Here is a 12,529-nt window from a genome sequence, read left to right as displayed (position 1 = left end):
TATTTATTCTTTATATTCAATGTGTTTCTTTTGAAATAGCATAAGTATTTTTGATTGTGTCAACTAACGCGAAATTCGTGTAAAAAACCGTAAGTCAGACCGTTCTGTTAGTGTTTTGTGTCACTATTCTGATTCTTAAAGAGGATCAGGCTATGTCTAACATGAAAACTGAAGTTGTAGTTGTACGATTAACTAAACATGAACGAGCGTTATTAGATACAGTAAAAACAAAACCGTTATTAGCAGATTGGTTGAAAGAAATTGCTATGGCAGAGGCTAAACAACAGGAGAACAAAGAAGAGTAAGGCAGCTTTAACGGTACAGAAATCAATCGAGTCATTTAATATGATGATAGAAAAGTTAATTTTTGATTAATTATTCATTTTTGATAGTATCAAATTAGATGACTTAATTGGAATTTGAGAAGTGATGATAAAAGGAATTTTGTTTACGTTAATACTCGTACTCGCTTCTGGCTGCACAACGAAAAAGCTAGATGCCCCTTATGGGTTTAAGTGGGGGCAAACCCCTGAAGATATAAAAAAATTACAGTTAAAAGGATTGCAATGTACTGAGTTTCAAGAAGGAGGTGCGTTATGTTCATCAGCAAACTCTCCTCAAATAGCAAATAAACTGTTTTTATTGATGTTTTCTCGGGAAAAAAATACGCTAATGCTCGTTTCCTCCCAAGGAAAAGATAGCCGTGACCAATCAGTCATTTTGGCTGAGTATGATGCGATTAACCAGAAAATGTTTGAAGTATATGGTTTGCCAAAGCAAACAATTGAACGCTATAAACGAAATGTTTATTTCTTAGATAAAATATCTGATGACGAAACAACACCATTTAAGCGGGTTTATGAGAAAGATGGCATGCAGATTATGGTCGGTATTGTTAGTAATGCTCATTTTCGCAAAATTCACAATAAAAAAGATATTGTTTACTCAGTGATGGTTATACATAATTTAATCCCCCCTAAGCCGCAATAAGCGGCTAGCAAATTATTTAGTACAGGTTATGGTTGTTTATTGTTTCTCTTGGTAATGGTTTTAGGCATATCCTTTACCTCTGGATGAGTTCTTTAATATCTTGCAGTATTTCCCAAATGCGTCATAGGGTTGCTCTGGGAACATGATGATACGTTCCTTAATCTCAACAGCAGATATTTAAAAAATTATATTTCAATGTCTTATATTTGCTGGGGTGATGAGTGCTATAATGACAGTCGCCTTGGCGTCACAAAAATATATGGTCATTATCCTAGAGAGAAAGCAACTAACCTTGAGCGAGAGTTAGATTTATTACGCCGTGTTATTGAAACTCTCAATGATTTAAAATAGGTAATTAGTGGGAAAGTAACCAATAAACTGGTCTGTTCACCCTATTTATTTTCACTCTGTCTTAAGTAAATGGATAATATCAGGTATATTAGACCCTGATTGTTAGCTACCAAGAAAAAATTACTATGATTATCAAACCTAAAATTCGTGGTTTTATCTGCACTACAGCTCATCCAGCAGGCTGTGAAGCCAATGTTCGTGAGCAAATTGCCTACGTGAAATCACGTGGCGAGCTGAAAAATGGCCCTAAGAAAGTTTTAGTTATTGGTGCATCCACCGGTTACGGTCTGGCTTCTCGTATCAACGCCGCATTTGGCAGCGGAGCCGCTACCATTGGTGTATTTTTTGAAAAACCAGGCAGTGAAAGTAAAACAGGTTCTGCGGGCTGGTACAATTCCGCCGGCTTTGACAAAGCAGCGAAAGAAGAAGGCCTGTATGCAAAAAGCATTAATGGTGATGCCTTTTCTGATGAATGCCGTCAAACCGTTATTGACTTGATTAAACAAGACTTAGGCCAAATTGATTTAGTGGTTTATTCACTGGCATCACCAGTGCGTAAAATGCCTGAAACAGGTGAAATTGTACGTTCAGCCTTGAAACCTATTGGTGAACCGTACAAATCTGTTGCGCTGGATACCAACAAAGATGTGTTGATTGAAGCTGTTGTTGAACCCGCCAATGAACAGGAAATCGCAGATACAGTGAAAGTCATGGGTGGCCAAGACTGGGAACTGTGGATGAATGCGTTAGATGAAGCGGGTGTTTTAGCCGATAACGCACAATCTGTGGCTTATTCTTATATTGGTACGGATTTAACATGGCCAATTTATTGGCATGGTACATTGGGTAAAGCAAAAGAAGATTTGGACCGTGCGGCTCATGCAATCAATCAAAAATTGCAAGCTAAGGGTGGGGCAGCGTATGTTGCTGTATTAAAATCTGTTGTAACACAGGCTTCCTCTGCAATTCCTGTCATGCCGTTATATATCTCTATTGTCTTTAAGATTATGAAAGAAAAAGGGATCCATGAAGGCTGTATTGAACAAATTCAACGCTTATTTGCCACTAAGTTATTCAATGACGCAGTGCCAGAGACCGATGAAAAACATCGTCTACGTTTAGATGATTGGGAATTGCGTGATGACGTACAAAACACATGCCGTGAAATTTGGCAGCAGCTTAATGATAACAACATCAATGAATTAACGGATTACCAAGGCTATAAAGCTGAGTTTCTCCGTCTGTTTGGCTTTGGCCTAAATGGTGTTGATTATGATGCTGATCTCAGCGGTGAAGTGAATTTTGAAGTGAAAGAGTTAATTTAGTTATATTCGTCTTCATTTTCAATTTATTAGAAACCCGCTACTTGCGGGTTTCTATTTTTAGCTATCTTTGTAAATCATACGCATCTGTTTTATCTTGTTAGTTGAATTATTGCAATACGGTAATTTCACCATCGCGGATGAGAGCTTTAGAAATAACCGTTCCATTTTCATCAAATTCGGTCACTATTCCAACGAGTTTTTCATTTTTAAATGTGCCCGTAATATTGGGTTTATTACTAGGTGTGTCGTGATAAATTATAAATGGCCCTGATAATTTACCTTGCAGTGTGTTGACTTCGATATCGTTACGGCCACTCTCATGGTAAGTGCGGACAGTTCCATGTACCTTGCAGTCTTTGAGTTCAATATGGGATTCAGGCTTGCCATTTTCATAGTAGGTTTTGATATATTTATCAAAACATCCTTTAGATACCCATGTTTTAAATTTGGGCTGACCATTATCGTACTCAACTTCAAATGCTCCTTCAGAAATACCTTTAGGTGCCTCTGTGGAAGGAAAGTCTATTCTTTTTAATTCACTTAAATCTCCAAATTTTGAATCTGAGTTTGAATTAGAATTTGGAGATCCTCCAAGTTGGCACCCAGAAACTAATAAAACTAAAGAAAATAATGCAACAGATCTAATTGGTTTTAGTTTGAACATGTAGCCTCTATTATTGCTGTGAAAAAATAATGGATTCAATTGCATATAAAACTATAGCCTTTTTATGACCATATAGGGTGAGAATTATCCTAAACCATTTATTTTTAATGAGTTCTGGATATTTTAAAAGGGGAACTCAGGTGAATAAAAATTGATGTTAGTCATCTTGATAATAAGGTAATTTAGTCAGTTAATGTGATTTATATAATCAGGGAGTCATAGATGTTAGTTGTTGAAATGTTGAGTACCGGCGATGAGGTTTTATACGGACAAATAATTGATACAAATGCCGCTTGGTTGGCAGACTGTTTTTTTCAACAAGGTCTCCCTTTGAGTAGCAGAACAACGGTTGGTGATAATTTAGATTGTTTAGTCGCTACTTTCCTTGAGCGTAGTTTATCTGCAGATATTCTCATTGTTAACGGCGGGCTTGGGCCAACAAGTGATGATTTAAGCGCCTTGGCGGCGGCTAAAGCTGCGGGAGTTCCATTAGTTGAACATTCTCAGTGGGTTGAAGTCATGGAGCGTTATTTTATTGCCAGAGGGCGGGTTATGCCTGAAACGAATCGTAAACAAGCACTACTCCCTGAAAATGCTGAATTAATTGATAACCCTGTAGGAACGGCTTGTGGCTTTTCTTTAGTCTTGAATGATTGTCTGATTTTTTTTACTCCTGGTGTTCCTTCTGAATTTAAGGTTATGGTGAATGAGCAAATTTTGCCAAGGTTACGAGCACATTTTACATTGCCAGAGCCACCAGTTTGTTTACGCCTAACCAGTTTTGGCCGTAGTGAAAGTAGTCTTGCGAAGCAATTTGATAGCTTACCTTTACCTGAAAACTGTGTTTTAGGCTATCGTTCTTCAATGCCTATTATTGAATTAAAGCTAACGGGACCTGCGTCACAAAAAGAATTGATGGAAAGAGATTGGCAATTAGTGAAGCAAGGAGTAGGGGACAACTTGATATTTGAAGGGACAGAAGGTTTAGCGCAAAAAATTGGCAAATCCCTAAGAGAAAGGAAATTACAAATAATAGTCAGTGAACAATTTAGCGCAGGGCTGTTAAGTTGGACATTAGATTCAGCGGGGATCGCTATTTCTTCCAGTCAAATTTTGCCATCTAACGTGGAACAAACATTGAAAATTTTAGCGCAAAGAGCTCAATATATAGCAATTAATCATCCTCTATCTATTGGTTTAGTGGTTGGCGAATATAATGAGCAATATTTAAACGTTGCTCTATCAACACCAGATATGTGTTATGCGCAGAGAATTCATTATTTACCAAATAATCATTCACAGAAAGAAAAGCAAGAAGTCAGTGTAATGTTAATATTAGATATGTTGTCTCGTTGGTTAAATGGTCGCGAGGTTATTGGCTACTATGAATGGTTAGTACAAACAGAAACACTTATTTTTGAGAGTTAGGTGGTTATGAAGTTAAAAGATTATAAGTATATTCCTGTTCCTGAAGAGAGGCCGTTTCAACCAGAATTTCAGTCAATAATAACAGAATCTATTTATTGGCTGAGTTGCATATTAAAAGACAAGCTCCATAGCATTTATGTGTATGGTAGTGTTGCAAAAGGCTGTGCGAAGCCACAGCAATCAGATTTAGATCTATGCATTGTATTATGTGGTGCCCTTACTCAATTAGAAACAACCAGATTGAATGAAATACAAGTTCAATTAACAGTTAATCACATTGAGGTCAGCAAAATTGATTTTGATATTGGTATTCTTACGGATGTGATGAGTGAGGCTAATCTATATAGTTGGGGATATTGGATTAAGCATCATTGCCGTTGCATTTATGGAGATGACTTAGCAACACATTTTAGCCAATTTGTTCCTTCGCGAGAAATAGCAGAAGCAGTTAATGGCGATTTTGTTAATGTATTGAATGATTATATCGATCAAATTAATCATTGTCATGATGACTCTGAGCTAAAGTTATTATATCGGGCGGCATCGAGAAAGCTCATTCGTTCCACTAATATATTACGTTGGAAAAATGATAGTGACTGGCCAGAAACATTATTTGAATATATACAAAAATTCGTTCAATATTATCCAGAACGACAAAATGAAATAAATTATTTTTTACGTCAAAGTATAGAGCCTTTTGCTGATGAGGAATTTTTGAAATATTTAGCCCAGTTTATCAGCTGGTTGGATGTTGAGCATTCTAATGTTGTTAATAAATGAGCCAATTATGGCTCATCCGGTTGTAGTGCCTCAATGATATAATTAATACTTGAAACTCCACTCTTACAAGCTTTATTTTTTAAAACAATCGGGGTTTTATCAATGGCCATTTTTACTGAAGATAATTGTTCGGTGTAGGTTTGTGCTCCAATAATCTCTGGATTATTATGTAAGTATTCAATAACTACATCGACTTTTTGATAAAACTGGTCACACGAGTTGCCACCCGTTTCTAAGATTTTTAGTTCATTAAGAGTATTTGGAATAAGTTGTTTCGTATGCTGTTGTACTTGCTCGATATACTTTCCTGACTTTGCTTGCTCAACTATAGTCATCACCTGATTTTTCATATTTAAAAACGAGTAGATAACTGTAATTAAAGCGATAGCTAAAATTATATTGATACTAATACTGATCCAGAGTAAGTGTTTTTTCATTACATTCCTTGAGTGAAAAATAAATCTGCAATACATAGCTTAGTGGAGTGAATAATCCATGTATGTAAGATTAACACGAAAAAACAAGGTAACCCAATAATAGGCTACCTAGATTACTATAATTAATAGCGGCTATCGGACAGTCAAAACAGAAATTTTTGAATTTTGAATAACCATTGATGCTGTTGAACCTAAAAAGTATGTGGACATACCTGGGCGCCTTGACCCAATAACGATTAAATCAGCAGAAATTTCCTCTGCAACACGTAAGATTTCATCTCTTGGTGTTCCCATTAAAACTTGAGCACTGTATTTATCATTTGGAATATTAAATTCTTTAATTATTTCAGCGAGCTGCTTCGTGACGTTTTCTTGTTCACTATCAGCTTTTTCAGCAAAACCAAATCCCATTGTGGTATAGAAAGGAACAGTAGGAATAATTGCCAAAAAATGAATATGTGCTTTTTCATATTCAGCAAGGTATTGAATATGAGCCATAACTAAATGTGCTAAGCTTTTTTCTGTTATATCAATAGGAACTAAAATTTTATTATACATGTTTTTCTCCAGCTTTTATTTATTGAGCTCATGTTGTAATCGGATCATTAGTTTATTAATAGTACGGCAGTTAAACCAGCACATGGCCGAGTTAATCAAAATAATGCTAATTTACGTATAATCATTACATTTTTCGGAATTTATGATAGCGGATCAACGATTCAAATACTTTGACGGCGGAATCAACTTAAGCAACTTAAAGTAGTATTTATGGGCTGTTTTTCATGCGCTTTGTGCTATACAAAACGTGAATGCTTTGAATCATCATCTTCCTGTTATATGATCTATACATGATTTGTATACACATCATATTGTTGAGGTTGCTTTGGGTATCGTAAAAATTTCAGATGAATTGCATGATTATCTGCGCCATGCGAGCCAGGTTATGTCCCGTTCGATTAATTCACAGGCAGAGTTTTGGATTAAAATTGGTATGCAAGCTGAACTAAACCCGAATAAGACATTTACTATGTTAGTCAATGAAATGTTAGAAAAAGAGTCAATTGAATTAAAAGGAAAAGTTCATGAATAATATTACAATTAAAACAGCAGAAGAAATTGAACTGATGCGTGAGTCTGGACGACTTTTGGCTAGCGTTTTTAAGATGTTGGATTCATTTATTGTACCGGGTATTTCCACAATGGAGATTAATGATAAAGTTGAAAGCTATATCGTTAATGAATTACAAGCAAGGCCTGCTAGTAAAGGGCAATATGGCTACCAATATGTTTTGAATACATCGTTGAATGAAGTCGTTTGTCATGGTGTTCCAAAAACAGATGAAATTTTAAAAGCAAAAGACATCATTAACGTTGATATTACGCTAGAGAAAAATGGCTTTATCGCTGATTCAAGTAAAATGTATGTAATGCCAGAAGCTTCACCACTAGCACGTAAATTAGTTAAAGATACTTATGCTGCTATGTGGGAAGGAATAAAACAAGTTAAACCGGGTGCGACATTGGGTGATATTGGTTCCGCTATTCAACATTATGCGGAATCTAAAGGTTACAGTATCGTACGCGAATATTGTGGGCATGGTATTGGCCGTGAAATGCATGAAGATCCGCAAGTTCTTCATTACGGCGTACGAGGGAAAGGGGTTGAATTAAAAGAAGGAATGACATTTACGATAGAGCCAATGATTAACCAGGGTGGGATGAAAATTAAAACAAAAAAAGATGGTTGGACGGTCGTAACAAGAGATAAAAAATTATCTGCTCAATCTGAACATACGGTATTAGTCACTAAAGATGGGTATGAAGTTTTAACATTACGTGATGAAGAAAAATAGTGTTAAAAGTAGAATTTACAAGCTTGCTGCCATAAAGGTAGCAAGCTTTTTTTATACAAATTTTTACTATTGTCTCAGTGCTATTGCTATACGGTTAAAGGCACTCATTAAACCAATAGCGATAGTTAAATCAGAAATTTGTTCATCAGAAAAATGGTGTTTTAATTCATTAAAGAGAGCATCTGATGTACCACTGGTAGCTATATTAACGACAGCTTCGGTCCAAGCTAATGCAGCGCGCTCTAATGAATTAAAATGATGACTAACCTGCCAGCCAGCGAGTGTGTCTATTTTTTTGTTACTGACACCATTTGAACGTAATGAGCTTGCATGCATATCTAGGCAAAATGCACAGCCATTGATTTGTGAAACTCTTAAATAAACAAGCTCTATTAGTTCTTTACCTAACCCGCTTTTATCCAATGCATTTTTGCATTCAATAAGCCCTTTATACGCTTCAGGTGATAAATTGTTATAAGCTAATCTCAGTTCGCTCATGAGTGGTTCCTTACATATTTTGTTGTCAGATGAAATGCAATGTTTGGTGCGGTTTGGTTGGAAGGTTGCGCTACTTTATTTTATAAAGAAATCAAGTTCAATAGCATTAAGTGGCATTTGTGGAAACCAATATTAGATTAGTACGACAAGAATCTATAAATTTTTGCTGAATATCGAGTGGAAGTTGGTTATCTGTAATAATATCTGTCAATTCGTCTATTTGAGCGACACGAAATAATGACCATTTACCGTATTTACTACTATCAGCAAGCATAACAGAGCGTGTAGCATTTGTTATTAGGTCACGTTTTAGACCTGCTTTTTCTTCTGTTGGTGTTGTAATTCCTTTTTCTAAACTCCAAGAGTTACAACTAATGAATGCGATATCAGGATAAATGCTACGTAATAAAACACGCCCATGCTCACCAATACAAGATTGGCTACTATCGTCAATTCTTCCACCAACAATTGTGACTTCAATTTGTTTGAATTCAGAAAGAAAAAGGGCAATATGGAGGTCAGAGGTGATAACACGCAGGGGCATATGAGTGAGCTCTCGCGCTAGCTCAAGCATGGTTGTTCCTGCATCAAGTAGAACCGTGCTACCTGGTTCAATTAAACGGGCTGCCGCTTTCGCAATAGCCCGTTTCTCTCTTAGATTACGCTGGTTTTTTTCGGACGTAGTGGGCTGAACAGGAATGAAACGGTTTAGGGTTACACCGCCATGCGTGCGAGAGATAACCCCAGTTTCATCAAGTTTAATGAGATCACGCCGGATAGTGGCCGCTGACACGGATAATGCTTGTACTAGTTCTTCAACAGTGACGAGGTTATGCTGTTTAAGATACTCAAGTATTAAATCTAATCTATCCATTGTGCTCATTAGTTATACTACATTCATCGCAAGTTTAAGTGAGATGGCCATACTTTCAGGATTTGCTTTACCCGTCCAAGCAATATCAAATGCGGTTCCGTGATCGGCTGAAGTGCGCAAGAACGGAAGGCCCGCAGTGATATTAACACCATCATAAAAACCTAATAATTTCAAAGGAATATGACCCTGATCGTGATACATGGCAACGACCATATCATATTGCCCTTGATAGGCTTGTAAAAATACAGTATCTGGAGGACAAGGGCCATAAACATTAATACCTTCAGACCTTACCTGTTCTATAGCTGGTTGTAAATATACGATTTCTTCATCACCAAATAAACCATTTTCCCCAGCATGAGGATTAACGCCAGCGATCGCAATACGTGGTTTTTCATAGCCAACGCGTTTTAAAAAGTCTGATGCGATACGAGACACGGTTATGATACGCTCGCTATTTAATGTATCTAAAAATTTACGCAATGCAATATGTGTTGTGACATGGATGACTTTTAATTTTTCGGTATAAAGCACCATGGCATAATCTTTGGTATTGGTTAGCTGGGCAAGTAGTTCAGTGTGACCTGGGTAGTTGTGCCCGGCAAGGTGCAATGCTTCTTTATTTAAAGGTGCAGTGGCAATCGCTTTCACTTCACCTGCGAGAGCTAGTTCAGTCGCACGTTTAATACAACGAAATGCTAAGTCACCAGCTTGAGCTTGGACCTTCCCCGCAATAAGTGCGCTAGGGTCGGCTAGGGGTTCATCAATAATATTGATGGTATCCGCTGAAAATTGAGCTTCTTTGATATTTTGTATCACATTGATTTTTATCTGAGGAACTACCCCTGATTTAATTAATCGCTGCATTGTTGATGCACAACCGATAACAACGGCAGAGGCTCCTGCCAGTTCACCTTCTGCAAGGGATTTGACGATAATTTCTGGGCCAATACCTGCAGGATCTCCCATGGTAATAGCAACAACATTATTTTTCACAATAAATTTCCTCAATATATTTGATGGCTTCGCATAAAGTGGTTATTTGACCAAACCCTCCCGCTTTGGTGATCACGGGTAAGTCATCAATTTCACTGTCAATAAAAGTGCCGCAAGGTATACATGGCAGTACCTCAGATTGAATTCGATAACCTTTTGCTCCCAAAGTATTGGCAACCGCAATCGCAATATCTCCACCTGTTAAAAAAAGTCCCCCGATGCTGGCAACAGACAGCGTATTTAAGGTCAGCAAACTAATAAAGTCGCTGATATTTTTCCCCAATTCATTACGAGTCATACCGTAGGTATTGCATAGGTCATCAATATGATGCCTATCTTGCACATCTCGGCTGGTTCGTATGATGGTGTGTTTTTGTTGGTTTAATGTTTGACTAATTTCTTTGATGAGCGCAGCCATGTAGTTATCTTGTGTAGTGGCTGCAAGTACTTGTGTGACATCAACATCAATGACACTGGCATCACAATGTGTTTGTGCATAGTTTACCTGTTCAATTGTTGCGCTGCTCATTGAGCCAGCGACAATAAATAACGGTAGCCCTTGCTTTTTATCCATGAAAATATTCTCAGGCAATGCATTTGCAAAGCCCGCAGCTCCAACGAGTAGGCAAGGTTGATCTATTGAAAATACGGCTTCAGCAATTAGTGCTAAATCTTCATCATTTTCAGCGTCCGTGACGATGATACTGCCTTGCGTTGGCGCTTGTGCTTGTAACCATGTTGCGAATCGCCCTGAACGTATTTGGTCTAGATTCACTTCAATAACGGGCAGGGTAGTCTGCTGATGGAGAATAGTTTGGATACGTGATGAAACTATTGGTGTTTTAGGGTCAGAAGCAAATTCAGTTTCAATAAGTGCTTTTCCATGAACGAGACATTCACCATTTAACGTTACACGTCCTGCCGCAGGAATAGCTGCGGCAACAATAGCAAGTTTTAAGCCTGTTTCTGACATAATTGTCTCTATTTCTGCCCCGATATTACCGCGAAATGTTGAGTCAATTTTTTTATAAATGACAGGTTTATCCTTCTGAGATAAAAAAGGTTTCAGGCTATTTCGTAGGTTTTCTGAAGCAACTTGTGCATTTAATGCGCGACTTTCTGTATTAAGCACAACGACATCAGCAAACCAAGAATGTTTTTGTGTATTATCAAGAAGTATCTCTGTGCGCGCATGCTTTTTAGCAAATTGAACACCGGTATCATTTGCCCCTGTAAAGTCATCTGCAATAACTAATAGCTTCATAAATAACTCCTTACTCTTCAGTTTGTTGGGGTTGTCTTGCTTGTTGGCGTTTAGCAACCCAAGAGGTCAGGATAGGGGTTAGAATAGCGGTGGTGATCACGGATGCAGCAATCAAAGGAGCAGCAGAAAGCGCGATAGCCTCTAAGGATGGGTCGGCTTGTGCGATAGCGAGTGGTGTTGCTACAGCATTTCCTGCGGTACTTGAGGCAGCAGCGCCTGCGATACCTGAACCTCCTACTAGACGGTCTGCTCGAATATTAAACCAGCCGCCAACAAACGTAGTCAGCACACCGAGCAAGATACCTGCGAGTCCACCTTGTAATAGCATTTCTAAGTTGATCCCTGCGCCTAGTGCAAAAGCGAAGAAAGGAATTAATATTGGCCCACCTTTTGTTAGAAAATCGCGCATATGTGGGTCTAGATTTCCTAAGATCATGCCAACAATTAACGGAACAAGAACCGCAACTAATGCCATTAAAGGGATATTTGCCATACCAGCTGCGCCTAGCGCAATCATGGTAAAGAAAGGCCCATCATTAAGAGATAAAATTGAGATAGCACCAACGTCTCGTTTATTACCAAACTCCCCAACTAAAGCGGCATATAAGCCACCATTTGAATTGCTCATTGCTGCAATAATTGCAACACCAGTTAAACCAAAAATCCCTTCCATTCCAAAGAGATAATCGACGCCTAGACCAAGAGCAATCGCAACGACTAGTTTTGTTAAGGTAATTGTACCTCCTTGTAATAAAGCTTGTGGCGCCGCTTTAAAACTAATTCCTGCACCCATACAAAGCAAGAATGCACCAATAAGAGCAGGGGCACCATTTTTAAACAGTGATGTTGTAAAGCCACCGATTTCGAGGGCTTGAGGAGCAAAGGTGTTGATTAGGGCACCGAGTACTAATGGCACAACCATCATGCCACCAGGTATACGTTCAATCGATTTTTTTATTTGCATGGTTTTCTCCGCCATGATTTATTTTAGTCATTATGATTATATTTAATCAATTAAAAACAACAGTGATCAAGATCGCAATAATTCCATTTACCATTAATTGAAATT

General features: G+C 37.8%; 15 protein-coding genes. 7 read left to right on the top strand and 8 right to left on the bottom strand.

Translation table 11 applies throughout. The annotated features are described in order from the left end of the window. Positions 1–152 precede the first annotated feature (152 nt). The 3 genes from P3L40_RS13445 to fabV all read left to right on the top strand — a co-directional run bounded on the left by P3L40_RS13445 (position 153) and on the right by fabV (position 2,666). Positions 153–305 (top strand): hypothetical protein, encoded by a 153-nt coding sequence (locus P3L40_RS13445; protein WP_036958643.1) that lies wholly within the window; start codon positions 153–155, stop codon positions 303–305. Positions 306–429: 124 nt separating this feature from the next. Continuing rightward, positions 430–990 (top strand): hypothetical protein, encoded by a 561-nt coding sequence (locus tag P3L40_RS13440; protein ID WP_004263412.1) that lies wholly within the window; start codon positions 430–432, stop codon positions 988–990. A 476-nt stretch (positions 991–1,466) separates the two neighbouring features. Next, complete coding sequence (fabV, locus tag P3L40_RS13435; protein WP_004263421.1) at positions 1,467–2,666, top strand: enoyl-ACP reductase FabV; 1,200 nt, start codon at positions 1,467–1,469, stop codon at positions 2,664–2,666. Positions 2,667–2,772: 106 nt separating this feature from the next. Here the strand turns inward: fabV and P3L40_RS13430 are convergent, their stop codons facing one another. Beyond that, complete coding sequence (locus P3L40_RS13430; protein ID WP_196731601.1) at positions 2,773–3,330, bottom strand: toxin-antitoxin system YwqK family antitoxin; 558 nt, start codon at positions 3,328–3,330, stop codon at positions 2,773–2,775. 222 nt (positions 3,331–3,552) lie between these two features. Here P3L40_RS13430 and P3L40_RS13425 point away from each other — a divergent pair, with 222 nt between their 5' ends. Beyond that, positions 3,553–4,758: a nicotinamide mononucleotide deamidase-related protein YfaY gene (locus P3L40_RS13425; protein WP_210852553.1), complete on the top strand. Its 1,206-nt coding sequence runs from the start codon at positions 3,553–3,555 to the stop codon at positions 4,756–4,758. A gap of 6 nt (positions 4,759–4,764) precedes the next feature. Beyond that, the gene (locus P3L40_RS13420) at positions 4,765–5,538 is read left to right on the top strand and encodes a nucleotidyltransferase domain-containing protein (protein WP_210852554.1); all 774 of its coding nucleotides are present in this window, start codon (positions 4,765–4,767) and stop codon (positions 5,536–5,538) included. Between the two features lie 5 nt (positions 5,539–5,543). Here the strand turns inward: P3L40_RS13420 and P3L40_RS13415 are convergent, their stop codons facing one another. Together P3L40_RS13415 and P3L40_RS13410 are read right to left on the bottom strand one after the other, a co-directional pair. Further along, complete coding sequence (locus tag P3L40_RS13415) at positions 5,544–5,975, bottom strand: hypothetical protein (protein WP_094961226.1); 432 nt, start codon at positions 5,973–5,975, stop codon at positions 5,544–5,546. Positions 5,976–6,107: 132 nt separating this feature from the next. Then, positions 6,108–6,533 carry a universal stress protein gene (locus tag P3L40_RS13410; RefSeq protein WP_004263436.1) on the bottom strand — a complete coding sequence of 142 codons (426 nt, stop codon included), beginning with the start codon at positions 6,531–6,533 and terminating at the stop codon, positions 6,108–6,110. 325 nt (positions 6,534–6,858) lie between these two features. On the opposite strand from P3L40_RS13410, the gene P3L40_RS13405 reads away from it, so the two are divergent. Next, positions 6,859–7,065: a ParD-like family protein gene (locus tag P3L40_RS13405; RefSeq protein ID WP_036958645.1), complete on the top strand. Its 207-nt coding sequence runs from the start codon at positions 6,859–6,861 to the stop codon at positions 7,063–7,065. Further along, complete coding sequence (gene map / locus P3L40_RS13400; RefSeq protein WP_209101374.1) at positions 7,058–7,828, top strand: type I methionyl aminopeptidase; 771 nt, start codon at positions 7,058–7,060, stop codon at positions 7,826–7,828. The genes P3L40_RS13405 and map overlap by 8 nt, the downstream gene beginning before the upstream one ends. A gap of 66 nt (positions 7,829–7,894) precedes the next feature. Here the strand turns inward: map and P3L40_RS13395 are convergent, their stop codons facing one another. The 5 genes from P3L40_RS13395 to P3L40_RS13375 form a co-directional block, all read right to left on the bottom strand. Beyond that, a complete protein-coding gene (locus P3L40_RS13395; RefSeq protein WP_004263450.1) occupies positions 7,895–8,326 on the bottom strand; it encodes a carboxymuconolactone decarboxylase family protein in 432 nt (143 codons plus the stop codon). Positions 8,327–8,432: 106 nt separating this feature from the next. Next, complete coding sequence (locus tag P3L40_RS13390) at positions 8,433–9,209, bottom strand: DeoR/GlpR family DNA-binding transcription regulator (RefSeq protein ID WP_036958646.1); 777 nt, start codon at positions 9,207–9,209, stop codon at positions 8,433–8,435. Positions 9,210–9,212: 3 nt separating this feature from the next. Next, positions 9,213–10,169: a D-threonate 4-phosphate dehydrogenase gene (locus P3L40_RS13385; protein WP_036958696.1), complete on the bottom strand. Its 957-nt coding sequence runs from the start codon at positions 10,167–10,169 to the stop codon at positions 9,213–9,215. 16 nt (positions 10,170–10,185) lie between these two features. Further along, on the bottom strand, positions 10,186–11,460 hold the full coding sequence (gene dtnK, locus P3L40_RS13380) for a D-threonate kinase (RefSeq protein WP_004263457.1): 1,275 nt from the start codon (positions 11,458–11,460) through the stop codon (positions 10,186–10,188). Positions 11,461–11,470: 10 nt separating this feature from the next. Continuing rightward, positions 11,471–12,424, bottom strand: a complete 954-nt coding sequence (locus P3L40_RS13375; protein WP_094961229.1) for a 2-keto-3-deoxygluconate permease 1 — start codon at positions 12,422–12,424, stop codon at positions 11,471–11,473. Positions 12,425–12,529 lie beyond the last annotated feature (105 nt).

Source organism: Providencia sp. PROV040 (assembly GCF_032706145.1).
GTDB lineage: Bacteria > Pseudomonadota > Gammaproteobacteria > Enterobacterales > Enterobacteriaceae > Providencia > Providencia hangzhouensis.
Note: the sequence above shows the minus strand (reverse complement) of the source record. Positions and strands in the feature narration are given on the sequence as shown.